The sequence below is a fragment of the Streptomyces sp. CG 926 genome, from assembly GCF_003148825.1.
Taxonomy (GTDB): Bacteria; Actinomycetota; Actinomycetes; order Streptomycetales; family Streptomycetaceae; genus Streptomyces.
The window spans coordinates 223,561-247,281 of record NZ_QGGZ01000012.1 but is presented as its reverse complement, the minus strand read 5'-3'; the positions used below and the strand labels follow the sequence as shown (position 1 = coordinate 247,281).

Below are 23,721 nucleotides of genomic sequence, written 5' to 3'. Positions count from 1 at the left end.
CCCCCGCAATACCGCCTCGCGGGGGCGCGGCCGTGCGTCAGGGCGCGGGCGGGAACAGCACGGGTATCGCCGAGACCAGGTGGGAGGCCCGGTCCAGGGCGCTGGCCAGCAGTGCGAGGTCGGTGGGCCCGTTGCCCAGCTCACGTACCGGTCGGCGGGCCGGCGGATCACCCATTCGCTCCCACTCCACCGGGACCACCGTCGGCCGCTGGGTCGCCGTCCGGGGGATCCGGCCGGTGACCCGGCCCGCCTGGAAGGGGACCGTCCGGCCGTCGCCGAAGCGGAGCAGGCCGCGGCCCGGGCCCGGCTGGTCGGGTGCGTCCAGCTCCACGCGCAGGGTGGCCAGCCGCGCCAGTCCGGTGTCCGCCGTACGGTCGGGACGGGCGCTGGTGGCCACCAGGTGCACGCCGAGGCGGGCGCCCTCGCGGGCCACCGCCTCCAGGGCCCGGACCACCGAGCCGGCGGCGGGGCGGCCCGTACTGCCCAGCCCCGGCGCGACCAGCGCGTCGAGGTCGTCCACGAGTACCACCAGACGGGGCAACGGGCTGGGCCCGGCCGCATCGGTACGGGGGGTGGCGGCCCGCAGCCGCAGGGTGCCGGTGCGCTGGGGGTCGAGGTCGCCGCGCTGCTCGCCCGGGGTGGGCCGGCGCGGCGCGACCATCCGGTCGGACACCTCGCGCTGCGCGTGCCACTCGGCGAAGGACAACTCCGCCAGCAGCTCGGAGCGGCGCTTGAGCTCCGCGCCGAGCGCCTGCGCGAACTCCCGCATGCGCAGCGGATCGGCGGCGACCAGGTGGGCGCAGACGTGTGGGAGTTCGGTGCAGGGCAGCAGCCCGTCGCCGCGCTCGCCGCCGGCCCCGTCGAGGAGGAGCAGCCCGAGCCGGTCCGGCCGGGCGGCCGCCGACAGCGACGCGGCCACCGAGCGCAGCAGCTCGGTCCGCCCGCTCCCGGCGGGCCCCTCGATGAGCAGGTGCGGGCCGTCGTGGACGAGCTCGGTGCCGACGGGCCCGCGGCGTCCGCTGCCCAGCACGATCTCGGCGAGGCCTCCCACGCCCTGGCCCTGGTCGGTGGCGGCGGCCCACCGGGCCATCAGGGAGGCCGGGGTGGCCCGGGCCAGCCCCAGCTCGTCCAGCAGCCGCGCCGTGGCGGGCAGGGTGGCGGTGGTCGTGCGATGCGGCTCGGCGGAGCCGCCCTCGGCGGTGCGCAGCGGGGCCAGGGCGCGGGCGAAGCGTTCGGCCCAGGCGGCGGAGACGGCGTCGGCGGTGACGGTGCCCCCGGACGGGACCGGTCTGCCGCCGTCGATCGTGAAGGTGCGTACGGCCGTGGCCACATCGCCGCTGAGCAGGGCGACCGCGCCGCAGTCCCGGAAGGCGGGGGAGCTCGCGCAGGCGGCCTCGTAGGTCTCCTCGATCGGCGAGGCGGGGGTGGCGGCCGGGGCGTCGGCGAGCACGAGCACGTGGATCCCGGCGGCCGTGCCGTGCGAGGCGAGCCGGCCGGTGATGTCGCGCAGCGGGCCGGCTCCGGGATCGCCGTCGAGGACGACGAGCGTGTACGGGCCCTCGTAGACGGCGGCGGCCCGCCGGACCTGCCCGGCGTCGGCGGCGGCCCAGTGCGCGCCGAGCGGACCCTCGTCGAGGCGCCGGGTCAGCTCACCCGTACGGGCGACGGCCTGGTCGCGGTCGTAGGCGAGCAGGAGCCGGCAGTCCTGGCCGTGCGCCGGTCGTACGTGGGGCAGCCAGCCGAGCCAGCCCCAGTCGCGCCGCCGGTCGGCGAGGCCGCGCGCCCGGTCGGCGCAGACGAGGACGATCTCCAGCTGCCCCGGTGCGTGCAGTGCCGCCAGTTGCGCGACGACCCAGCGGGCGGCCCCGGCGAGCCGGGTCCGCGGGCCGGCGAGCCCGAGGGCGCCGACGGCGGGCAGGGACACCCGGCTCCCGGCGCCGAGCCCCACCTCCAGTACGGCGGGATCCTCGGGCGTACGGGACCACAGGCGCTCGGAGGGGCCCATCGCGGCCAGCAGCAGTGCGGCGGGGTCGTCGGGGTGGGGCGCGGCGGCCACCGGCTCCGGCGGGGCCTCGGCCGGTTCCTCGCCGCGTACCCACTTGCGGGCCCAGGCGCCGAGGCCCTTCCGTCGCCCGGAGCCGGTACCGGGGCCGGGGGTCGGCGTCGCGCCCGGCGGCCCGGCCTCGCGCGCCGCGTCGGGGATCCCGGGCGCGTCCGGCGCCGTGCCGGCGGCGGCCGGATCCGCCCCGGCGGGCGGAGCGGTGGGCAGGCCGGCGAGCGGACCGGTGGGCGCACCGGCGGGCGCACCGGGAAGCGGAGCGGCGGCCAGGGGCCGGGCGGAGACCGAGAGGTGGCCCTGGAGGTCCGGGATCACCGGCAGCGAGGGAGCGCCCGCCGGGGCCAGCCGCAGGGTGGACTCGCCGACCCGCAGCAGCGCCCCCGGGGGCAGGGCGACGGGCTGGGGCCCCACCGGGGCGCTGTCCAGCGTGGTGCCGTTCGTCGACTGCAGGTCGGCCACCGCGACCCGCCCGTCCGGGATCACCGTGACCGCGCAGTGCAGCCGGGAGACGTCGGGGTCGTCGAGGGGGACGTCGGCGTCGGCGGAGCGGCCGACCATGATCTGCCCGCTGTGCAGCAGATGCACCCCGCCCGCGTCGGGTCCGGCGACGACGTGCAGCTGGGCGGCGCCGAGGCCGTCCTCCGGCAGGACGTCCGGCACGGGCCCGTGCAGCGCCAGCACCGCGCCGTCCACGAGCGGCGGCTCGCCGAGCACCCGCCGCTGGAGGTCGAGGCGCTCGGAGCCGGCGTACAGCACGACGGTGCCCCCGGTGTCGGGTCCGCCGACGGTCGCCGCGAGCCCGGAGGCGACCGCGGCCAGCGCGGTGCCGACGGGCGCGGTGACGAGGACGTCACAGCTCGCGGGGGCGGTCGCGGTCTGGTGGCCGCTGCGCGACCCAAGGACGGTCAGCCGGATCTGCATCGCCGTCAGCGGTCCCTTCTGCGCGGTGCGCGGTGTGTGCGCCCGGCAGGGGAATCCCGTGACATGACCGTCCGGTCGCCCCCCACCCGGCACGGACGCGTCGTCCGGTCAGGTCTGCCCGGAAGGCGGGGCTCCCGTCCCGTGCCGTCCGTACAGGTGCATCCTCGCACCTGTCACGGACAACACGCCCGGCACCCGGCAACAAATGATCTTGATGTGTCGGGACCCGGGCCGGACCCCGGTCGGATCCGGACACCAAGGCGGGGAAAGACGGGGAAAATCGCCTCCGGCATACCCCGCAAACATCACCCTCCGTACATATGTGCGGCAACCAACCTCCGGGGACCGGCGTCTTCCGAGGGGACACCCCCTAGAGTGGGCCGGAAAACCAATCAGCGGATCGACCACATCCGAACGACAGCAGGGAGCGCGAGACGTGCGGCCAGTCGGCAGCAAATACCTGCTCGAGGAGCCGCTCGGGCGCGGCGCCACGGGCACTGTCTGGCGTGCCCGCCAGAGGGAGGCCGCCGGCGCGGAGGCGGCCGTCGCGGGACAGCCCGGAGAGACCGTGGCCATCAAGGTCCTCAAGGAGGAGCTGGCCCAGGATCCCGACATCGTCATGCGCTTCCTGCGGGAGCGCTCGGTCCTGCTGCGCCTGACCCATCCCAACATCGTGCGCACCCGCGACCTCGTCGTCGAGGGCGATCTGCTGGCCCTGGTCATGGACCTGATCGACGGCCCGGACCTGCACAAGTACCTCCGCCAGAACGGCCCCTTCACCCCTGTCGCGGCGAGCCTGCTGACCGCCCAGATCGCCGACGCCCTCGCCGCCAGCCACACCGACGGCGTGGTCCACCGCGACCTGAAGCCGGCCAACGTGCTGCTCGACGAGCGCGGCGGGCAGATGAAGCCGATGCTCACCGACTTCGGCATCGCCCGCCTCGCCGACTCCCCGGGCCTGACCCGCACCCACGAGTTCGTCGGCACCCCGGCCTACGTCGCCCCCGAGTCCGCCGAAGGCCGCCCGCAGACCTCCGCCGTCGACATCTACGGCGCCGGCATCCTCCTCTACGAGCTGCTCACCGGCCGCCCGCCGTTCGCCGGCGGCACGGCGCTCGAAGTGCTCCACCGCCACCTCAGCGAGGACCCGCAGCGGCCCTCGACCGTGCCCGAGCCGCTGTGGACCGTCGTCGAGCGCTGCCTGCGCAAGGAGCCGAACGAGCGCCCCAGCGCCGAGAGCCTGGCCCGCGCCCTGCGCGTGGTGGCCTCCGGCATCGGCGGGCACTCCTCGGCCGCCGAGGTGGAGGCCGCGCTCGGCGTCGGCGCGCTGCTCGCGCCCGACCCCTCGCCGGCCCCGGTCCCCGAGACCCCCGGCGCGCCCGTGGGCGGGTACGACCCGAACGGCATGACCAGCGTCCTGCCGCCGGTCGGCGCCGCCGACGCCACCTCGGTGCTGCCGAGTACGGCGGCCGACCCGACCTCGGTGATGCCCCCGGTGCAGCGGCCCGACTCGCCGCATCCCTGGCAGTCGCAGATGCAGGCCGCCCGCGACCGCAACGAGCAGACGCAGATCCAGCGCCTCGACCCGAACGACGACCCGCTGCGCCGCCGCCCGCAGCGGCAGGCGCCGCCTCCGCCGCAGCACCGGCCCCAGCAGCAGCCGCCGCAGTACCGGCAGGGCCCGCCTGCGCCGCAGCAGCAGTACCAGCAGCCGCAGCAGCCTCAGTACCGCCAGCCGCAGCAGCCGCCGCAGCAGCAGTACGCGCCGCCTCCGCCGCAGCACTACCAGCCGCAGCCGTACCAGCAGCAGCCTCAGCAGCAGCCCCAGTACCACCGGCCGCAGCAGCAGCCCCCGCAGCCTCCGCCGCAGCAGCGGCCGGCCCCCCGGGAGCCGCGTGAGCCGCGTGAGCCGCGCCGCAGCGCCAACCCGGTGCGGATCCCCGGCCTCGGCTGCCTCAAGGGCTGCCTGGTGCTGATCCTGGTCTTCTTCGTCGCCGGTTGGCTGGTCTGGGAGCTGACCCCGCTTCAGGAATGGGTCGGCACCGGACGGGGCTGGTGGGACCAGATCTGGACCTGGGGCTCCGACGCCGTCGACTGGGTCAGCACGATCGGGGACTCCGCGGGCTCCTCGGGGTCCGCCAAGCCCTGAAACGGACCCTCGTAGCGCCGACTTCGTGGATTTGTCGACTTCTGGGACATGTTTTCGCTCGCAGAAGTGAAGGTCGCCGCGAATCCGGCCCCCTGCCGGCCTCCAATGCCCACCCGGCCGCGTAGCTTTGGTGCGTACGCCAGCCGCTGAGGGAGCAGTCGTGGCACGGAAGATCGGCAGCCGGTACACCGCGCACCAGATCCTGGGGCGCGGCAGCGCGGGCACGGTGTGGCTGGGCGAGGGGCCTGACGGGCCCGTCGCCGTCAAACTGCTGCGCGAGGACCTCGCGTCCGACCAGGAACTCGTCGGACGGTTCGTCCAGGAGCGCAGCGCGCTGCTCGGCCTGGAGCATCCGCACGTCGTGTCCGTCCGCGACCTCGTCGTGGACGGCAACGACCTCGCCCTCGTCATGGACCTCGTCCGCGGTACGGACCTGCGCACGCGCCTCGACCGTGAACGGCGGCTCGCCCCCGAGGCGGCCGTGGCGATCGTCGCGGACGTCGCCGACGCGCTGGCGGCGGCGCACGCGGCGGGGGTCGTCCACCGGGACGTGAAGCCGGAGAACGTCCTGCTGGACATGCAGGGCCGGCTCGGCCCCGGCGGCTCGCACCCGGCGCTGCTGACCGACTTCGGCGTGGCCAAGCTCATCGACTCCCCGCGGCGCGCCTCCACGGGCCGGGCCTCGGCCCCCACGACCCGGATCATCGGCACCCCGGACTACCTGGCGCCGGAGATCGTCGAGGGGTTGCCCCCGCGGGCCGCGGTCGACATATACGCCCTGGCCACGGTCCTGTACGAGCTGCTGGCCGGATTCACCCCCTTCGGCGGGGGCCACCCGGGCGCGGTCCTGCGACGGCACGTGACGGAGACGGTCGTCCCGCTGCCCGGTATCCCCGACGAGCTGTGGCAGCTCGTCGTGCAGTGCCTGGCGAAGGCGCCGGCCTCGCGGCTGCGGGCCTCGGAGCTGTCGGTCCGGCTGCGGGACCTGCTGCCGCTGCTGGCGGGGATGCCGCCGCTGGACGTGGACGAGCCGGACGACGCGGATCCGGACCCCGAGCCTTCGGAGGAACCGGCGGCCGACCCGGTCCGGCGGCGGGGCGTGGTCCCGCTGGTGCCGGGCTCCGCGACCGACTCCAACCGGGACACCCACACCTCGATGCGCGTGCCGGGGCCGGACGAGCTGGCGGGCGGTGCGCTGGGCACCGCCCGTGTGCCGCGCCCGGCGGGCGGCCACCGCCCCGGCTCCGCCCGCCACCGCGCGGAGGCCGCGCGCAAGCGGAGGCTGGCCCTGTCCGCCGGAGCGGTGGCCCTGGTGGCGGCGGTCGGGCTGGGTACCTGGCTCGCGGTCTCGGGAGACGAGGCGCCGCCCCCGCAGGACAGCAAGCAGTCGGTACCGCGGGTTCCGTAGCGCCGCGCGGCGCCGCGGTCGGGGGCTCCGCCCCGAACCCCCGCGCCTCAAACGCCGGCGGGGCTGAGATACCGGGGCTCCGGCCCCGACCCCGGAGTCCTCGAAGGCCGGACGGGCTGGAGAATCCAGCCTCGCCGGCGTTTGAGGCGCGGGGTCCGGGGCGGAGCCCCGGGAAGCCGACGGCGGGCTACACCGAGGCCAGTTCCGGGTGCCAGCGCCGGGCCACGGCCGGGTGGGCGCGGACCCAGCCCTTCAGTTCGTTGCGGCCGTACTGGGCGTGCAGCGGGTTCGACTCGTCGTGCGCGACACCGGGGGCGGAGCGCAGGTACTCGCCCGGGACGGTCTCGATCACCGCGTCCAGCCGGGGGTTGTAGAAGAACGGCACCGAGTACCGCTCCACCGCGCCGGGCGGGCTGACCACCCGGTGGTCCGTCGCCGTCAGGTAGCCCTCGGTCGCGATCTCCAGCAGCTCGCCCAGGTTCACCACGAACGCGCCCGGCATCGGCGGTACGTCCACGTAGCCGCCGTCGCGGACCACCTGCAGGCCGCCCACCGCGTCCTGCAGCAGGAGCGTCAGGAACCCGTAGTCCTTGTGCGCGCCGACCCCCTGGTCCGCGCCGGTGGGGGACGATCCGGGGTAGCGGATCAGCTTGGTGTGCAGGTGCGGGCGGTCCGCGAAGGCCTCGTCGAAGAAGTCCGCCGGGGCGCCGATCGCCACGAGGAGCTCCTGGAGCAGGCGGTGGGCGACCGCCGCGAGCCGGGACTGCCAGTCGAGCACCACCGTACGGAGCTCGGGGAGGGCGGCGGGCCACTGGTTCGGGCCCTCCAGCCACAGGAACGCCGGGTCGTCCGGTCCCACGACCGGCGCCGGGCGCTCGGCGCCGACGTCCAGCTGGTCCCGCCAGTCGGAGGCGCCGCCGGTCAGCTCGTGGCCGATCCGGGTGTAGCCACGGAAGTGCGGGGAGTTCAGATTGCTGACGGCCAGCCGGTCGGCTTCCGGGAGGGCGAAGAAGGCCCTGGTCAGCTCCAGGATGCGAGCGCTCTCGGCGGCGGTGACGCCGTGCCCGGTCAGGTGCAGGAAACCGGTGTCCCGGGCGGCCGCGTGCAGCTGCTTCAGGAAGTCGGCCCGCTGGGCCGGGTCGTCGGCCTGGGAGAGGTCCAGGACGGGGAGAGTGTGCGCGGACGGCATGACGGCTCCGTTTCGGATGTCACGGGGTCCTGTTCCCCAGAGGTGGTGGGGGCCGCGGGCGGGGGGAGGGTCTCCGACGGGGATGGTGCCGGGACCACGGGAGCCGCGTACAGGACCAAGTCGGATCTCGTGGTGGATCAGGCTTGGGTTCGGTCCGGCGGCGGACAGCTCGTCGTCGTGACACGCATGTGGTCCACATGGCGGCGCTTGACGAGGAGAACGGTCATACGGAGAGCGTACGCCTGTGCGATCCATCATCAGAACGGGTGATTCGGCCTGCCCGGACGGCGTCCTCCGGGGACCGGCTACGCTGGACCCGTGGCAGTCGTCGATGTTTCCGAAGAGCTGAAGTCCCTCTCCTCGACCATGGGGTCGATCGAGGCCGTCCTGGACCTCGACAAGCTGAGGGCAGATATCGCCGTGCTCGAGGAGCAGGCCGCCGCGCCGTCCCTGTGGGACGACCCGGAGGCCGCCCAGAAGATCACGAGCAAGCTTTCGCACCTCCAGGCGGAGGTCCGTAAGACCGAGGCCCTGCGGGGGCGCATCGACGACCTCGCGGTGCTCTTCGACCTCGCCCAGGAGATGGACGACGCGGAGACCCTGGCCGAGGCCGAGGTCGAGCTGGTATCCGTCCGCAAGGCCCTGGACGAGATGGAGGTCCGGACCCTGCTCTCCGGCGAGTACGCCGAGCGCGAGGCCCTGGTCAACATCCGTGCCGAGGCCGGCGGCGTCGACGCCTCCGACTTCGCCGAGCGCCTGCAGCGCATGTACCTGCGCTGGGCCGAGCGGCACGGCTACTCGACCGAGATCTACGAGACCTCGTACGCGGAAGAGGCCGGCATCAAGTCGACCACCTTCGTGGTCAAGGCGCCCTACGCCTACGGAACCCTCTCCGTCGAGCAGGGCACCCACCGCCTCGTGCGCATCTCGCCCTTCGACAACCAGGGCCGCCGCCAGACCTCCTTCGCGGGCGTCGAGGTGCTCCCGGTCGTCGAGACCAGCGACCACGTCGAGATCGACGAGGCCGAGCTGCGCGTCGACGTGTACCGCGCCTCCGGCCCCGGCGGCCAGGGCGTCAACACCACCGACTCGGCGGTGCGCATCACGCACCTGCCGACCGGCATCGTGGTCTCCTGCCAGAACGAGCGCTCGCAGATCCAGAACAAGGCCAGCGCGATGAACGTCCTCCAGGCCAAGCTGCTCGAGCGGCGCCGCCAGGAGGAGAAGGACAAGATGGACGCCCTCAAGGACGGCGGCAGCTCCTGGGGCAACCAGATGCGCTCCTACGTCCTGCACCCGTACCAGATGGTCAAGGACCTGCGGACGGAGTTCGAGGTCGGCAACCCGCAGGCGGTCCTCGACGGTGAGATCGACGGCTTCCTGGAGGCCGGAATCCGCTGGCGCAAGCAGCAGGAGCAGACCGCGTAACGGCGCGACAACAGACGTGGAAGGGCCCGGACACCTGGTGTGGTGTCCGGGCCCTTCTCGCGTGTGTGATCGGTACGTGGCACGGGGCCGCGGGCACCACGGCCGGGCGGTCTAGGCGGTGTGCTGGGCCACCAGTACCAGAGCTGTCACGAGGACCACCATGAGCGCGATGAGTGTCACGGGGTTCAGGCCGGAGAAGGGGCCCTCCTGCTGGAGGCGCTCCCGGTTCGCCCGGCACACCGGGCAGCGGCCCTGGCTGACGGGTGCGGCGCAGTTCGCGCACACGAGCCGGTCATATGTCATGCGCTCCTCCTCTCGTCCCCTCGGTCTTCCTACGGTCTTCTGCTGCCTATAACGGCGTGGGGAACCGGAGCGTTCCCCCTACCACTGTGCCGGCTTCGCCGACATTCGGCGCGGCCCGTCCGGGCAATCACGGTCCTGAGCGCCCGCACGCCGGGATAAATCGGGCAAGTCCGGAGCCCGGGTCCCCACCTCGCGCGCGTTCGCGTATGGTCACGCACACCTACTCCCGGCGACCGTGGTGCACCCGTGATCCGATTCGACAGTGTCTCCAAGTCCTACCCGAAGCAGAGCCGCCCCGCACTCAGAGAAGTCTCTCTCGACATCGCGAAGGGCGAGTTCGTCTTCCTGGTCGGCTCCTCCGGCTCCGGCAAGTCCACCTTCCTGCGGCTCATCCTGCGCGAGGAGCGGGCGAGCCACGGCCAGGTGCACGTCCTGGGCAAGGACCTCGCCAAGCTCTCCAACTGGAAGGTTCCGCAGATGCGGCGCCAGCTGGGGACCGTCTTCCAGGACTTCCGCCTGCTGCCCAACAAGACGGTGGCCGAGAACGTGGCCTTCGCCCAGGAGGTCATCGGCAAGCCGCGCGGCGAGATCCGCAAGGCCGTCCCGCAGGTCCTCGAACTCGTGGGTCTGGGTGGGAAGGAGGAGCGGATGCCGGGCGAGCTCTCCGGTGGTGAGCAGCAGCGCGTGGCCATCGCCCGCGCCTTCGTCAACCGCCCCGCCCTGCTGATCGCGGACGAGCCCACCGGCAACCTCGACCCGCAGACCTCGGTCGGGATCATGAAGCTGCTGGACCGGATCAACCGGACCGGCACCACGGTGATCATGGCCACCCACGACCAGCAGATCGTCGACCAGATGCGCAAGCGCGTCATCGAACTCGAACAGGGCCGACTCGTGCGCGACCAGTCGCGCGGCGTCTACGGCTACCAGCACTGAAAGGTCCCTGAGACGCAATGCGCGCCCAGTTCGTCATGTCGGAGATCGGCGTCGGTCTCCGTCGCAATCTCACCATGACCTTCGCGGTCATCATCTCGGTGGGCCTCTCGCTGGCCCTGTTCGGCGGCTCCATGCTCATGAGCGAGCAGGTGAGCAAGATGAAGGGCTTCTGGTACGACAAGGCCAACGTCTCGATCTACCTGTGCAACAAGCAGGACGCCGTGGAGGCGAGCGAGGCCGCGACCAAGAAGGCCGACGGTTCGGGGGGCGGCTCCACGGGCGTCACCACCTGCGCCAAGGGGGCGGTGACCGACGAGCAGAAGAAGCAGATCGAGTCCGAGCTCAAGCAGATGACCCTGGTGAAGTCCGTCGCGTACGAGTCGGCGGACGAGGCCTACAAGCACTACCAGGAGCGGTTCGGGAACACGGCGCTCGCCTCCTCCATCACGCCCGACCAGATGCAGGAGTCCTTCCGCGTCAAGCTGAAGGACCCGGAGAAGTACAAGGTCGTCACCTCCGCCTTCGTCGGCCGTGACGGCATCCACACCGTCGACGACCAGCGCCAGGCCATCGACGACCTCTTCCGGATCCTCAACTACCTGAACATCGCCGCCCTCGCCATCATGCTGATCATGCTGATCGTCGCGCTGCTGCTGATCGTCAACACCGTGCGCGTCTCGGCGTTCAGCCGACGGCGTGAGACGGGGATCATGCGGCTGGTGGGTGCCTCCAGCTTCTACATCCAGGTCCCCTTCATCATGGAGGCGGCCGTCGCCGGCCTCATCGGCGCGCTCTTCGCCTGCGCCATGCTGATGTCCGGCCAGTACTTCGTGATCGACCACGGCGTCGGACTGCGGGACAAGATCCAGCTGATCGACTTCATGGGTTGGGGATCGGTGCTGGCCAAGCTGCCGTACGTACTCTTCATCGGCCTCCTGATGCCCTCCATGGCCGCCTTCATCGCCCTGCGCAAGTACCTGAAGGTGTGACAAGCGCCCCGTGAGCGGTCCGGTCAACCACCCGTACCGGCGCGGGGCTTGTCCTAGACTCGGCGCCATGCTGGGCTTGCCGAGTATTCCCGCCTTCTGTCTCCGGCCCCGCGACCTGCGTCGCGGGGCCGTTCTGACGATGGCCTTCCTCACCGCCGTCGGCGCCGGTGCGTACACCGGCTGCTGGGACCGCGAGGAGGGCGCCGCGGCCGCCGCGGCCCTGACGGGTGCCCCTACGGCCGAGGCCCCGCGCGAGACGGGCACCGCCGACCGGGAAGCGGTCGCCCGCGCCGTCGCCGAGGCCGTCGCCGAGGGGAAGTCCGGGAAGAAGGCGGCCCAGGAGGTCGTCAGCCGCAGCGGGGACCGCTGGGGCACCGTCTACGACCAGGGCGAGTACGCCGCCTTCGCCGAGGGTCTCGACGGCCGCTGGACCGGCGTCGGGGTGTGGGCCGGGCGGGCCGCCGACGGTGTCATCAAGGTCGACAGGGTCCAGCCCGGCAGCCCCGCCGCCCGGGCCGGGCTGCGCGCCGGGGACCGGTTGCTGAGCGTCGACGGGCACGCCGTGACGGGCCTGGCCGTGACCGACGTGGTCGGACTGCTGAGGGGCGACGCCGGTACCCCCGTCGTGCTGAACCTGAGCCGGGACGGCGCCGACCTCACCGAGACCGTGCGCCGCGAGCAACTGCGGACCGAGCCGGTGACCGTACGGCAGCGCCCGGACGGGGTCACGGTGATCAAGGTCGCCTCCTTCACCCGCGGTTCCGGCGACCGCGTCAAGGCGGCCGTCCGCGCGGCCCCGGCCGGCGAGGGGGTCGTCCTCGACCTGCGCGGCAACCCGGGCGGGCTGGTCACCGAGGCGGTCACCGCCGCCTCCGCGTTCCTGGACGGCGGGCTCGTGGCCACCTACGACGTACGGGGCGACCAGCGGGTCCTGTACGCGGCCGAGGGCGGGGACACCACCCGCCCGCTGGTGGCCCTGGTCGACGGCGGCACGATGAGCGCGGCCGAACTGGTGACGGGCGCCCTGCAGGACCGGGGCCGGGCGGTGGCCGTGGGCAGCCGGACCTTCGGCAAGGGCTCGGTGCAGATGCCGACCGAACTCCCGGACGGCTCGGTGGCCGAGCTGACGGTGGGGACCTACCGCACGCCGGCGGGCCGGAGCCTGGACGGCGAGGGCATCACCCCGGACGTGCCGGCGGGGGAGCGGGTCGAGGAACGGGCGGTCACAGTATTGGGTGGCCTCGGGGTGGGTCCGTAGTGCGAAAATGACCGCACTATGGCTAAGGAAAAAGGGCGCAAGCTGATCGCCCAGAACAAGAAGGCGCGGCACGACTACGCGATCCTCGACACCTACGAGTGCGGTCTCGTGCTCACGGGTACCGAGGTCAAGTCCATGCGCCAGGGCCGGGCCTCGCTGGTGGACGGCTTCGTGTCGGTGGAGAGCGGGGAGGCCTGGCTCTACAACGTGCACGTGCCGGAGTACAGCCAGGGCACCTGGACCAACCACAGCGCCCGGCGCAAGCGCAAGCTCCTCATGCACCGCGAGGAGATCGACAAGCTGGAGCGCAAGGCGGACGAGGCGGGCCACACGGTCGTGCCCCTGTCGCTGTACTTCAAGGACGGTCGGGCGAAGGTCGAGATCGCGCTGGCCAAGGGCAAGAAGGAGTACGACAAGCGGCAGACCATGCGGGAGAAGCAGGACACCCGTGAGACGAACCGGACGATCTCGGCCATCCGACGCAAGCAGCGCGGCACGGTTTAATCACCTGGCACGCGGTGGTCCACTTCGCGTACCATGGCGTCAGCACCGCCCCCCAGGGGTCGGCGCAGCTTGAAAAAACAACATGGGGATGATCGGTTTCGACAGCGGATGTCGATGCAGGGGAAGCGAGCCGAGGAAGCGGCAATGATCTCGCTAACCATATGTCGCAAACAATAATCGCCAACTCCAAGAGCGATAACTCCCGCTTCACCCTCGCTGCCTAATAACAGTGAGCTGAAGCCTCTGTGAGGAGCGTCAGCCCGGAAGTGGTCCCGGTCCGGATCCTGGCGTCAATTAGGGATCTAAACCTCTAGCCCCGGTCACGGGGGTTGGAGGGAAATCAAACAGTGACTGAGCCCGTCGGAGACTTGTCCGTGTGATCTCCGGGGCTGAGAAAAGCGCAGCGGACTGCGCTCGGAGAAGCCCTGCTTCTGCACCGTTGGACGCGGGTTCGATTCCCGCCATCTCCACTCATCCCATGTGGGCAAAGGCCCCGCGGCCTCTCGGCTGCGGGGCCTTTGTCATGTGTTCTTCGGCTAGAGGGTGCGGTAGATCTCGCGGCGGTGGCCGACGGCCACGACCCACACCGTGACGACGAGCGCACCGTCCGGGCTCTCCTCGAGCGTGTACACGACGCGGTACTCCCCGATCCGGAGCCGCCAGTGGGCGTGGTGCCCCTGGAGGGCCTTGATGTCGAACGCGTTCGTGTCGCCGGAGTCCAAGGCTTGTTGCAGCTCGGCGAGACGACGCAGGATCCGTAGCGCGTCGGGCTGGGGGATCTTTCCGAGCTCGCGGCGGGCGCCGGCCTTGAACCGGGTCAGGTGCCGGTGTTCGCTCACGCACCACCGCGCAGGATCTCGGCGGTCATTTCCTCGAGGCTGAGCGAGGTTCCGTCGTCGTCGGCGCGCGCGGCCCCGACCAGCTTCGACAGCCATGCGTCCTCGGCTGCTTCTTCGATCGCCTTGAGGCGTCGGTATTCGTCGATGTCGAGGACGATGCCTTCCTCCTTCCCGCGTCTGGTGACGATGGTGGGGGTGTCCTCCCGACGGGCGCGGTCAAGGACGTCGGCCAAGTGGGCGCGCACTTCGGCCATCGATTCGATCACTGGCTCGCTCATGTAATGAATGTACTGGATGTACATGAAGCCGGTCCGTGGTCACCGGGATCGGCGGACCGCCGATGCGAGGAGCACGGCGGCAAGGGCCGCCGCCGCGGGGAGGGCGTAGGCCGTCGCCGGCCCCAGGTGGTCGATCAGGGTGCCGGCCGTCGCCGCGCCCAGGGAGATGCCCGCGAGGATGGCGGTGACCGCCAGGGTCATGCCCTCGTTGAGGCGGCCCTGCGGGGTGCGCGCGTGGACCCGGGACATCGCCGTCACCATCGTCGGGGCGGTGGCCATGCCCGCGAGCAGCAGGGCGAGGGCCAGCGGGAGGAGCGAGCCCGTGGCCGCCGCCGCCCACGGCAGGGCCATCGCCGCGGCCATGGCGATCAGGCAGGTGCGCAGGCCGCGCGGGCGCAGGGTGCCGTAGAGCAGGCCGGCCGCGCAGGAGCCCGCCGCCTGGAGGGCCAGCACCGGGCCCGAGGCCGCGCCCAGTCCCAGGGCGTCGAGGTGGGCGATCGAGGCGATCTCCATCGAGCCGAAGACCACGCCCGTGGCGAGGAAGAGGGGCAGCAGCGGGGCCAGCGCGCGCAGCGGCGAGCCCTGCCGGGGACCCGCCGTCACCGGGGGCTGGGTGGCGCGGCAGGAGGTGAAGACCAGCATGCCGGTCAGCAGCAGGGCGGCCGCGGCGAGGGTGCCGGCCTCGGGGAGGACGACCGAACAGAGGAAGGCCGCCAGGACCGGGCCGAGCATGTAGCAGAGCTCGTCGGCGGCCTGCTCGAAGGACATCGCCGTGTGGTGCGCGCCCGGGGACCCCTGCAGCAGGTGCGTCCAGCGGGCGCGGGACATGCCGCCGATGTTGGGGGTGGTGGCGGTCGCGGCGTACGAGGCGAAGAGGGTCCAGGCGGGGGCCTCGGTGCGGACGCACACGATCAGGGACAGCGAGCCGAGCACGGCGATCACGGTGGCCGGGACGGCGATCCGGGCCTGGCCGTGCCGGTCGATCAGCCGGGCGGTCCAGGGCGCGACCAGCGCCGTGGCGGCCAGGCCGGTCGCCGTGACCGCGCCGGCCAGGGCGTACGAGCCGCGCTGCCCGGCGATCATCATGACCGCGCTGACCCCGAACATGCCCATGGGGAGCCGGGCGAGGAGGTTCCCGGCGGTGAACCGGCGGGTGCCCGGCAGCGCGAACAGGCGCCGGTAAGGGGCCAGCGGGCCGCGAGAGGCGCGAGGGGCGCGGGGGGCACGGGCGGGGGCGGGCGGGGCGGCGAGGACGAGGGTGTTGCCGGTGACGGCCATGAGGGGCATGACCACCACCCTCCGCCGGGACCCGGGTGAGCGTCCAACACCTGTTGGGGGGCCATTCACGCCGATCTGTTGTTAGTCTCCGGGGGTGATGCCCCGTGATGTGGATCCCCGGCTGCTGCGCGGGTTCGTCGCCGTGGCCGAGGAGTTGCACTTCACCCGGGCCGCCGCCCGGCTGTACGTCGCCCAGCAGGCGCTGAGCCGGGACGTACGGCGGCTCGAAGAGGCCCTCGGCACCACGCTGTTCGTCCGGACGACCCGCGCCGTCGAGCCCACCCCCGACGGGGAGCGGCTGCTGCCGCTCGCCCGGCGGGTGCTGGCCGCGCACGAGGCGGTCGCCGCCGCCTTCGCCGCGCCCCGGCCGCTCCTCGTCGACCTGAACACCGACGGGCCGAGCACGGCGCGCACCGTGCTGGAGCGGGCCCGGGAGTTGGCCCCGGACTGCGAACTGATGGCCCGCTGGGAGAGCGGACTGACCCACGCCGCCGCCGAGGTCGCCGCCGGCCGCCTCGACGTCTCCTTCGGGTACGCCGACGGCCTGGACCCCGTATGGCGCTCGCGCATCGCGCACCGGCCCGTGCGCTACGAGCCGCTGGCCGTGCTGCTGCCCGAGGGGCACCCGCTGGCCGGGCGGGCGACCGTACCGCTGGACGCGCTGGCCGGGGAGAGCGTGTATGCGGGCGCCGGGAACCCGCGGACGCTGGAGTGGACCGGACTCGCGCGCGAGCTGTTCGCCGGGCGGGGCATCCTGATGGCGCCGCCCGCACCGGTGGCCATCGGCAAGGACGAGTTCCGCCGGGTCATGGCCAAGACCGGTAACCCGGTGCTGGTGACCGTCGACTTCGTCGACATGCCCGGCTCCGTGAAGCGGCCGCTGGTCGACCCCGTACCGCTGTCCCCGCTGTCCATGGTCTGGCGCAAGGGCTTCGGCCACCCCGGACTCGAAGCGCTGCACCGGGCCGTGGCGGCCCTCGGCGGCGAACGCGGCTGGCTGGACGTGCCCCCGGCGAGTTGGCGCCCGGCCGCGCTCACAGGTGCCGCCGGCGGCGGGTGAGAGCAAGGTTTCCCGGCGGTCATCCGGCGGGGACCGGGGCGGAAACGCGCCGTTCCTACGGTCGTTCCACGGACGCGAGAGCTGTGGAGGCGTGTGATGACCGGTACGACCGCACCGCGCAAGGGGGGCCGCTGGATCGAGCGGTGGGACCCCGAGGACGAGACCTTCTGGAAGGAGACCGGGGAGCGGACCGCCCGCCGCAACCTCCTCTACTCCGTCTTCTCCGAGCACATCGGATTCTCCATCTGGTCCCTCTGGTCGGTGATGGTCCTGTTCATGGGACCGGCCTACGGGATCGACCCCGCCGGGAAGTTCTTCCTCATCGGGACCGCGACCTGCGTGGGCGCGTTCGTCCGGGTGCCCTACACCTTCGCCGTCGCCCGCTTCGGCGGCCGGAACTGGACCGTCGTCAGCGCCCTGCTGCTGCTCGCGCCGACGGTCGCCGCGATCGTGGTGATGGAGCCCGGCACCTCCTACACGACCTTCCTGGTCGTCGCCGCCCTCACCGGTGTCGGCGGCGGCAACTTCGCCTCCTCCATGACCAACATCAACGCCTTCTTCCCGCTCCGCAAGAAGGGCTGGGCGCTCGGCCTGAACGCCGGCGGCGGCAACATCGGGGTGCCCGTGGTGCAGCTCGCCGGGCTGCTGGTCATCGCGACCGCCGGGGCCACGCACCCGCGCTACCTGCTGGCCGCCTACCTCCCGCTGATCGTGACCGCGGCGGTCCTGGCCGCCGTACGGATGGACAACCTGGCGCCCGTGCGCAACGACACCGGCGCGGTCCGCGAGGCCCTGAAGGACGCGCACACCTGGATCATGGCGTTCCTCTACGTCGGCACCTTCGGATCCTTCATCGGCTACAGCTTCGCCTTCGGCCTGGTGCTGCAGACCCAGTTCGGCCGCACCCCGCTCCAGGCCGCCTCGCTGACCTTCATGGGACCGCTGCTCGGATCGCTGATCCGGCCGGTGGGCGGGGCGCTCGCGGACCGCTTCGGCGGGGCCCGGATCACCCTGGGCACCTTCGTGGCGATGGCGGCGTCCACCGGCGTGGTGGTGTTCGCCTCCCAGCGCTCCTCGCTGCCGGTCTTCCTCGTCGGGTTCGTGGCCCTGTTCGTGCTGAGCGGGCTCGGCAACGGATCGACCTACAAGATGATCCCGGGCATCTTCCAGGCGAAGGCACTGGCACGCGGCATGAGCGGCGAGAGCGCGGCCGCGTACGGGCGGCGGCTCTCCGGCGCCTCGATGGGACTGATCGGGGCGGTCGGCGCGCTCGGCGGACTCGGCATCAACCTGGTCTTCCGGGAGGCGTTCCGCACCTCCGGCTCCGGCACGGCGGCCTTCGTCACCTTCCTCGGCTTCTACGCCCTGTGCTGCGCGGTCACCTGGGCGGTATACCTTCGCCGCCCGGTGACCCCCGTGATCCACACGGTCGGGGTCGAGAAGAAACCGCAGCTCACGTCGGTGTAACCGGGGCGAAATACGGGTGAACCGAGACCGACACGACGTGTTGACAGGCTCGGTCCACCCGTACCGCCCCCACATGCGTCACTAGGCAGGTCACGATGGACGACACGAACACCGGCCCGCTCGCGGGCTTCACCGTAGGGGTCACGGCCGCCCGCCGCGCGGACGAGCTCATCGCGCTGCTGCGCCGGCGCGGGGCGGCGGTGCTGCACGCGCCGGCGCTGCGGATCGTGCCGCTCGCCGACGACAGCGAGCTGCTGGCCTCGACGAAGGAACTGATCGGCTGCGCACCGGACGTGGTCGTGGCCACCACGGCCATCGGCTTCCGGGGGTGGATCGAGGCGGCCGACGGGTGGGGCGTCGGCGAGGAACTGCTGGAGCGGCTGCGCGCCGCCGAACTGCTGGCGCGCGGGCCCAAGGTGAAGGGCGCCATCCGGGCCGCCGGGCTCACCGAGACCTGGTCCCCGGACTCGGAATCGCTCGCCGAGGTCCTGGAGCGACTGCTGGCGGACGGGGTGGAGGGCCGGCGGATCGCGCTCCAGCTGCACGGGGAGCCGCTCCCCGGCTTCGTCGAGGCACTGCGGGCCGGCGGGGCCGAGGTGGTCGTGGTCCCGGTGTACCGGTGGATGGCGCCGGAGGACCTCGGGCCGCTGGACCGGCTGCTGGACGCGATCGTCGGCGGCGGGGTCGACGCCGTCAGCTTCACCTCGGCGCCGGCGGCGGCCTCGCTGCTGTCCCGGGCCGAGGAGCGGGGGCTGCGGGAGGCGGTGCTGGACGCGCTGCGCGGCAGGCTGCTGTCCGCGTGCGTCGGCCCGGTGACCGCCCTGCCGTTGCAGGCGCACGGGGTGGACACGGTGCAGCCGGAGCGGTTCCGGCTGGGCCCGCTGGTGCAGCTGCTCTGCAAGGAACTGCCGGCCCGGGCCCGGGTGCTGCCGGTGGCCGGGCACCGGGTGGAGATCCGGGGGCACGCCGTCCTGGTGGACGACGCGCTGCGGCCCGTACCGCCGGCCGGGATGGCCCTGCTGCGGGCGCTGGCCCGGCGGCCGGGCTGGGTGGTGTCCCGCGCGGAACTGCTGCGGGCGCTGCCGGGCGCGGGGCGGGACGAGCACGCCGTGGAGACGGCGATGGCCCGCCTGCGGGTGGCCCTGGGGGCCCCGAACCTGATCCAGACGGTGGTCAAGCGGGGGTACCGGCTGTCGCTGGACGCGGGCGGCGAGGACAAGTACGGGGAGCTCCCGGCCGACGCGGTGACGGCTCGGGGGGTCCTCGGCTAGCGTGCCGGGATGATCATTGTTGACGGGGTCGAGATGCGGGGCGTCGTGCTCGACGACGCGGCGGGCCTGGCCGAGACGTTCGCACGGAACCGGGCCTTCATGGCGCGCTTCGAGCCGGTCCGGCCGGAGGCCTTCTACACGGAGGCCGGCCAGCGGGAGCGGCTCGAGGGCGTGCTCGCCGAGCGGGACGCGGGGCGGATCGTCCCGTACGTGTTCGTCGAGACGGCCACCGGTGCGCCCGTCGGCGCGATCAACCTCGGCTCGATCGCGTACGGGCCGCTGTGCAGCGGTGGTGTGGGCTACTGGGTCGACCGGGCCTGGCACGGCAAGGGGGTGGCCTCCGCGGCCGTGGCGCAGGTCTGCCGGGTCGCGCGCGACGAGCTGGGTCTGCACCGGGTGGAGGCCGGCACGCTGGTCGACAACCTCGCCTCGCAGCGGGTGCTGGCGAAGGCGGGCTTCGAGCAGTACGGCCTCGCGCCGCGCTTCCTGCACATCGACGGCGCCTGGCGCGACCACCGCCTCTTCCAACGCCTCCTCCACGACAACCCCCCACCGCCCTAGCCCGGGCGGCGCCTCGGCTGGGCCACTTTCAGCCTCGGTCCGGCAAATCCAGCCTCGCCGGCGTTTGAGGCGCGGGTCCGGGCGGAGCCCGGTGCCCGGCGGAGCCGGGTTCCCTGGGGCTCCGCCCCAGACCCCGCGCCTCAAACGCCGGCGAGGCTGAAAGTGGTCCGGCGGGGCTGAAAGTGGTCCGGCGGGGCTGAAAGTGGTCCGGCGGGGCTGGAAGTGGTCCGGCGGGGCTGGGAGTGGCTCGGCGGGGCTGGATCGCGGGGCGCGGAGCGGTGGGGCGGACCCACCGGTTCGGGGGCTTCCGTTGGGGGCCGGCGGGCGGCAATCTGGTACGGCACCCCCACGACGGGAGGCTGACGGCATGCGGTTCGATACCGGGCGGGTCTGTCTGGACCTGGTGGCCACCTTCACCCCCCACGAGGCGATCCCCGACGGAGACGAGCTGCGGCTGTGGCTCGCCGGCGCCGGTCTGGTCCCCGATCGGACACCACTCACCCGGGTGGGGCCCGACTGGGCCGCGGCCTTCCGGTCCCTGCGCGCCGACGTGGAAACCCTCGTACGGGCGGAACTGCTCGGTACCGACACCGACGAGAGCGCCCTCGCCCGGGTCAACGCGCTGGCCGCCGGACCACCCCCCGGGCTGTGCGCCGTACGGGACCAGGAAGGCCACCTCGTACGGGAGTTGTGCGGCGGCGTGGAGTGCGGCGCGCTGCTCGCGGCCGTCGCCCGGGACGCCGTCGAGCTGCTGACCGACCCCGGCGACCTGGCCCTGCTGCGGGCCTGCGCCGGCGACGGCTGCACCCGCGTCTACCTGGACACCTCCCGCGGCCACCGACGCCGGTGGTGCTCCAGCGAGCGCTGCGGGAACCGGGAGCGCGTGGCGCGGCACCGCCGCCGGGTCCTGGCGGCCGGGTCCAGGTAAGGGTCCTGGTGCGGGGCGTACCACCCTGCGAGACCGGTTCCGGAACGGGCGTGCGGACAGGGGGCCGATTCGCGTACGGTTGACGGTCGCCCATGCACGTCAGAAGGGGGCCTTGGTGGCCGCGCAGAATGCCGCTGTCGACAGCACGGCGGATTCCGTCCGCGATCGGGAGATCGCGGTCGAGCAGACGCATCTCGACCAGGTGTACCGACGCCTTGAGGAGAAGATCCACGAGGCCGAGTTCCTCATGAACGACGCCGCCAAGCGCGGCCAGGTGGGTACGCCCGGCGCGCTCGCCGAGCGTGACGCCCAGGTCTTCCGGGCGGGTATCCACCTGAACCGGCTGAACAACGAGTTCGAGGACTTCCTGTTCGGCCGCATCGACCTGGTGCTCGGCAAGGACGGGGAGCGCGGCGCGGACGGCGCGTACACCTCCGTCGAGCCCGCCGACGACGCGATCCGCGAGGACCTCACCGCCGACATCGCCGAGACGCTGCACATCGGCCGTATCGGAGTCCTGGACTCCGACTACGCGCCGCTGGTCATCGACTGGCGCGCGCCGGCCGCCGCGCCGTTCTACCGTTCCACGCCCAAGGAGCCCGGCCGGGTCGTGCGCCGCCGCGTCATCCGTTCCAAGGGCCGCAAGGTGCTGGGCGTCGAGGACGACCTGATGCGTCCCGAGGTCACCGCCTCCCTCGACGGCCGGGAGCTGCCCGCCATCGGCGACGGCGCCCTGATGGCCGCCCTCGGGCGGGCCCGTACGCACTCGATGCGCGACATCGTCTCCTCCATCCAGGCCGAGCAGGACCTGGTCATCCGGGCCCCCGCCGCCTCCGTGGCCGAGGTCGCGGGCGGCCCCGGAACCGGCAAGACCGCCGTCGCGCTGCACCGCGCCGCCTACCTGCTCTACCAGGACCGGCGCCGCTACTCCGGCGGCATCCTGATCGTCTCGCCGACCCCGCTGCTCGTCGCGTACACCGAGGGCGTGCTGCCCTCGCTCGGCGAGGAGGGCCAGGTGGCCATCCGGGCGCTGGGCTCGCTCGTCGACGGCGCGGAGGCGACCACCTACGACTCCCCGGCGGTGGCCCGGATCAAGGGCTCCTCCCGGATGCTCAAGGTGCTCCGCAAGGCCGTACGCGGCGCCCTGGAGCTCGGCGGCGCCCCCGACCGGCTGCGCGTGGTGGCCTTCGGCCGCCGCCAGGAGCTGGAGGCCGACGAGCTGAACCGGATCCGGCAGAACGTGCTCGGCGGCACCGCCCCGGTCAACCTGCTGCGCCCGCGCGCCCGCAAGCTGCTGCTCGACGCCCTCTACGCCAAGTCCGGCGGCGCCGGCCGGCACAGCGACCCGGAGCTGGCCGCCGAACTGCGCTCCGCCTTCGACGAGGACATCTCCACCGAGGACGCCTTCATCGGCTTCCTCGACGCCTGGTGGCCCGAGCTGACCCCGCGCACGGTGCTCGCCGCGCTCGCCGACGAGCGCCACCTCGGCCGCTGGTCGCGCCGGGACCTGAACCCGCGCGAGAGCCGCCAGCTGGCCCGCTCGCTGCGCCGGGTGGGCCCGGACGGCAAGGGCCCCCTGTCGGTGCACGACGTGGCGCTGCTGGACGAGCTCCAGCTGCTGCTGGGTGCCCCGGCGCGGCCGAAGCGCAGACGGGAGATGGATCCGCTCGACCAGCTCAGCGGGCTGGAGGAGCTGATGCCGACCCGCGAGGAGACGCAGTGGGAGCGGGCCGAGCGGCTCGCGGCGGAGCGCACCGAGTACGCGCACGTCATCGTGGACGAGGCCCAGGACCTGACGCCGATGCAGTGGCGGATGGTGGGCCGCCGGGGCCGGCACGGCACCTGGACGGTGGTCGGCGACCCGGCGCAGTCCTCCTGGACGGATCCGCAGGAGGCGGCCGCGGCCCGGGACGAGGCCCTGGGCTCCCGCCCGCGCCGGCGGTTCACCCTGACGGTCAACTACCGCAACCCGGCGGAGGTCGCCGAGGTCGCCTCCCGGGTGCTGCGCCTGGCGATGCCCGGCATGGAACCGCCGACGGCGGTGCGCTCCACGGGCCTGGAGCCCCGCTTCACGGCCGCCGCGGGCGATCTCGGCACGGCGGTCCGGGAGGAGACCCGGCGGCTGCTGGAGCAGGTGGACGGCACCGTCGGCGTGGTCGTGGCGATGGACCGGCGGGCGGAGGCCGCGGGCTGGCTCGCGGACCTCGGCGGGCGGGCGGTGGCGCTGGGCAGCCTGGAGGCCAAGGGCCTGGAGTACGACGCGACGGTGGTGGTCTCCCCGGCGGAGATCGCGGACGAGTCCCCGGCGGGCCTGCGGGTGCTGTACGTGGCGCTGACGCGTGCGACGCAGCAGCTGACGGTGGTCTCGGCCGACCGGGACAAGCCGGACGCCGACGGGGTGCCGGAGCTGCTGCTGCCGTAGGGGTGCCCGGTGGATCGGCCCGACGGTGGCGGTTCGTCGCCGGGCTCCCGGCCCGCTCAGGGCCTCGTACAGCCGGATGGTCCGCGGCCAGGAGCGTGGTGCTCGGATACGGGTGCGAGCAGGGGGATCACTTTCGGCGATCCTTTGTTAGCCTGGGTACGGCACCGACTCGATCCAAGCCCCCGGGCCCAACCTTCGTCGCTCAGAGCGACCACTTGCCGCGAGGCGAGCATGGCGGGTCGGTGTCTTCAACGTACGAATGACCAGGTCCGCGTCCCCCACCTGTGGGGGGCGCGGACCTGTTTCGTATGACCCCACCATTCCGAACACCAGAGGTATCTCGTATGGTGGAAGAGTCTTTCCGAATTTTGTAGCTGGTTACCTTGTACTGGCTGGTAGGTGGGACGATCGGACAACAGGTCCTGCCGCACCTGGCTGTGCAGCGGGGCTCTGTGTGTTACAGCGAACCAGGG

19 protein-coding genes and 1 other RNA gene are annotated in these 23,721 nt (G+C 73.0%); 14 read left to right on the top strand and 6 right to left on the bottom strand.

What is annotated here, in order from left to right; all coding sequences use genetic code 11:
- Positions 1 to 37: 37 nt before the first annotated feature.
- Entirely contained in the window at positions 38 to 2,980 is a 2,943-nt protein-coding gene (locus BCL76_RS30065; RefSeq protein ID WP_109782487.1) for an FHA domain-containing protein, read from the bottom strand.
- 436 nt (positions 2,981 to 3,416) lie between these two features.
- Between BCL76_RS30065 and BCL76_RS30060 the strand changes: the two genes are divergently transcribed.
- Together BCL76_RS30060 and BCL76_RS30055 are read left to right on the top strand one after the other, a co-directional pair.
- Positions 3,417 to 5,129: a serine/threonine-protein kinase gene (locus tag BCL76_RS30060; RefSeq protein WP_109782486.1), complete on the top strand. Its 1,713-nt coding sequence runs from the start codon at positions 3,417 to 3,419 to the stop codon at positions 5,127 to 5,129.
- A gap of 160 nt (positions 5,130 to 5,289) precedes the next feature.
- Positions 5,290 to 6,537 carry a serine/threonine-protein kinase gene (locus BCL76_RS30055; protein WP_109782485.1) on the top strand — a complete coding sequence of 416 codons (1,248 nt, stop codon included), beginning with the start codon at positions 5,290 to 5,292 and terminating at the stop codon, positions 6,535 to 6,537.
- Between the two features lie 187 nt (positions 6,538 to 6,724).
- Here BCL76_RS30055 and BCL76_RS30050 read toward each other — a convergent pair whose 3' ends face one another.
- Entirely contained in the window at positions 6,725 to 7,726 is a 1,002-nt protein-coding gene (locus BCL76_RS30050) for an isopenicillin N synthase family dioxygenase (RefSeq protein WP_109782484.1), read from the bottom strand.
- Positions 7,727 to 8,044: 318 nt separating this feature from the next.
- Here BCL76_RS30050 and prfB point away from each other — a divergent pair, with 318 nt between their 5' ends.
- On the top strand, positions 8,045 to 9,154 hold the full coding sequence (gene prfB / locus BCL76_RS30045; protein WP_109782483.1) for a peptide chain release factor 2: 1,110 nt from the start codon (positions 8,045 to 8,047) through the stop codon (positions 9,152 to 9,154).
- A gap of 111 nt (positions 9,155 to 9,265) precedes the next feature.
- On the opposite strand, the gene BCL76_RS30040 is transcribed toward prfB, so the two are convergent.
- Positions 9,266 to 9,457, bottom strand: a complete 192-nt coding sequence (locus BCL76_RS30040) for a hypothetical protein (protein WP_030724207.1) — start codon at positions 9,455 to 9,457, stop codon at positions 9,266 to 9,268.
- 246 nt (positions 9,458 to 9,703) lie between these two features.
- On the opposite strand from BCL76_RS30040, the gene ftsE reads away from it, so the two are divergent.
- The 5 genes from ftsE to ssrA all read left to right on the top strand — a co-directional run bounded on the left by ftsE (position 9,704) and on the right by ssrA (position 13,617).
- A complete protein-coding gene (ftsE, locus tag BCL76_RS30035; RefSeq protein ID WP_030011324.1) occupies positions 9,704 to 10,393 on the top strand; it encodes a cell division ATP-binding protein FtsE in 690 nt (229 codons plus the stop codon).
- 17 nt (positions 10,394 to 10,410) lie between these two features.
- Entirely contained in the window at positions 10,411 to 11,382 is a 972-nt protein-coding gene (gene ftsX / locus BCL76_RS30030) for a permease-like cell division protein FtsX (protein ID WP_030774281.1), read from the top strand.
- Between the two features lie 67 nt (positions 11,383 to 11,449).
- Positions 11,450 to 12,640: a S41 family peptidase gene (locus BCL76_RS30025; protein WP_109782482.1), complete on the top strand. Its 1,191-nt coding sequence runs from the start codon at positions 11,450 to 11,452 to the stop codon at positions 12,638 to 12,640.
- Between the two features lie 18 nt (positions 12,641 to 12,658).
- Entirely contained in the window at positions 12,659 to 13,144 is a 486-nt protein-coding gene (gene smpB / locus BCL76_RS30020; protein ID WP_030774276.1) for an SsrA-binding protein SmpB, read from the top strand.
- A gap of 84 nt (positions 13,145 to 13,228) precedes the next feature.
- Positions 13,229 to 13,617: a transfer-messenger RNA gene (gene ssrA, locus BCL76_RS30015) on the top strand.
- 63 nt (positions 13,618 to 13,680) lie between these two features.
- Here the strand turns inward: ssrA and BCL76_RS30010 are convergent.
- From BCL76_RS30010 to BCL76_RS30000, 3 genes are read right to left on the bottom strand one after another with little or no spacing between them, the layout of a single operon-like run.
- Complete coding sequence (locus tag BCL76_RS30010) at positions 13,681 to 13,983, bottom strand: type II toxin-antitoxin system RelE family toxin (RefSeq protein ID WP_258309971.1); 303 nt, start codon at positions 13,981 to 13,983, stop codon at positions 13,681 to 13,683.
- Positions 13,980 to 14,261 carry a type II toxin-antitoxin system Phd/YefM family antitoxin gene (locus BCL76_RS30005; protein WP_258309970.1) on the bottom strand — a complete coding sequence of 94 codons (282 nt, stop codon included), beginning with the start codon at positions 14,259 to 14,261 and terminating at the stop codon, positions 13,980 to 13,982. The genes BCL76_RS30010 and BCL76_RS30005 overlap by 4 nt, the downstream gene beginning before the upstream one ends.
- 39 nt (positions 14,262 to 14,300) lie before the next feature.
- The gene (locus BCL76_RS30000; protein ID WP_258309979.1) at positions 14,301 to 15,539 is read right to left on the bottom strand and encodes an MFS transporter; all 1,239 of its coding nucleotides are present in this window, start codon (positions 15,537 to 15,539) and stop codon (positions 14,301 to 14,303) included.
- A 97-nt stretch (positions 15,540 to 15,636) separates the two neighbouring features.
- On the opposite strand from BCL76_RS30000, the gene BCL76_RS29995 reads away from it, so the two are divergent.
- The 6 genes from BCL76_RS29995 (at position 15,637) to BCL76_RS29970 (ending at position 23,248) form a co-directional block, all read left to right on the top strand.
- Positions 15,637 to 16,599 carry a LysR family transcriptional regulator gene (locus tag BCL76_RS29995; protein ID WP_109782480.1) on the top strand — a complete coding sequence of 321 codons (963 nt, stop codon included), beginning with the start codon at positions 15,637 to 15,639 and terminating at the stop codon, positions 16,597 to 16,599.
- A 96-nt stretch (positions 16,600 to 16,695) separates the two neighbouring features.
- Positions 16,696 to 18,066 (top strand): nitrate/nitrite transporter, encoded by a 1,371-nt coding sequence (locus BCL76_RS29990; RefSeq protein ID WP_109782479.1) that lies wholly within the window; start codon positions 16,696 to 16,698, stop codon positions 18,064 to 18,066.
- Between the two features lie 95 nt (positions 18,067 to 18,161).
- Positions 18,162 to 19,337, top strand: a complete 1,176-nt coding sequence (locus tag BCL76_RS29985; protein ID WP_109782478.1) for a uroporphyrinogen-III synthase — start codon at positions 18,162 to 18,164, stop codon at positions 19,335 to 19,337.
- Between the two features lie 9 nt (positions 19,338 to 19,346).
- Positions 19,347 to 19,898 (top strand): GNAT family N-acetyltransferase, encoded by a 552-nt coding sequence (locus BCL76_RS29980; protein WP_109782477.1) that lies wholly within the window; start codon positions 19,347 to 19,349, stop codon positions 19,896 to 19,898.
- 367 nt (positions 19,899 to 20,265) lie between these two features.
- The gene (locus BCL76_RS29975) at positions 20,266 to 20,826 is read left to right on the top strand and encodes a CGNR zinc finger domain-containing protein (RefSeq protein WP_109782476.1); all 561 of its coding nucleotides are present in this window, start codon (positions 20,266 to 20,268) and stop codon (positions 20,824 to 20,826) included.
- A 115-nt stretch (positions 20,827 to 20,941) separates the two neighbouring features.
- A complete protein-coding gene (locus BCL76_RS29970; RefSeq protein WP_109782475.1) occupies positions 20,942 to 23,248 on the top strand; it encodes a HelD family protein in 2,307 nt (768 codons plus the stop codon).
- Positions 23,249 to 23,721 lie beyond the last annotated feature (473 nt).

Bases quoted from the DNA above. Each gene is read 5' to 3' on its own strand.
- BCL76_RS30065 (WP_109782487.1), bottom strand. From the start codon at position 2,980: ATGCAGATCCGGCTGACCGTCCTTGGGTCGCGCAGCGGCCACCAGACC.
- BCL76_RS30050 (WP_109782484.1), bottom strand. From the start codon at position 7,726: ATGCCGTCCGCGCACACTCTCCCCGTCCTGGACCTCTCCCAGGCCGAC.
- BCL76_RS30040 (WP_030724207.1), bottom strand. From the start codon at position 9,457: ATGACATATGACCGGCTCGTGTGCGCGAACTGCGCCGCACCCGTCAGC.
- ftsX (WP_030774281.1), top strand. From the start codon at position 10,411: ATGCGCGCCCAGTTCGTCATGTCGGAGATCGGCGTCGGTCTCCGTCGC.
- BCL76_RS30025 (WP_109782482.1), top strand. From the start codon at position 11,450: ATGCTGGGCTTGCCGAGTATTCCCGCCTTCTGTCTCCGGCCCCGCGAC.
- smpB (WP_030774276.1), top strand. From the start codon at position 12,659: ATGGCTAAGGAAAAAGGGCGCAAGCTGATCGCCCAGAACAAGAAGGCG.
- BCL76_RS30005 (WP_258309970.1), bottom strand. From the start codon at position 14,261: ATGAGCGAGCCAGTGATCGAATCGATGGCCGAAGTGCGCGCCCACTTG.
- BCL76_RS30000 (WP_258309979.1), bottom strand. From the start codon at position 15,539: ATGGCCGTCACCGGCAACACCCTCGTCCTCGCCGCCCCGCCCGCCCCC.
- BCL76_RS29995 (WP_109782480.1), top strand. From the start codon at position 15,637: ATGCCCCGTGATGTGGATCCCCGGCTGCTGCGCGGGTTCGTCGCCGTG.
- BCL76_RS29990 (WP_109782479.1), top strand. From the start codon at position 16,696: ATGACCGGTACGACCGCACCGCGCAAGGGGGGCCGCTGGATCGAGCGG.
- BCL76_RS29985 (WP_109782478.1), top strand. From the start codon at position 18,162: ATGGACGACACGAACACCGGCCCGCTCGCGGGCTTCACCGTAGGGGTC.
- BCL76_RS29980 (WP_109782477.1), top strand. From the start codon at position 19,347: ATGATCATTGTTGACGGGGTCGAGATGCGGGGCGTCGTGCTCGACGAC.
- BCL76_RS29975 (WP_109782476.1), top strand. From the start codon at position 20,266: ATGCGGTTCGATACCGGGCGGGTCTGTCTGGACCTGGTGGCCACCTTC.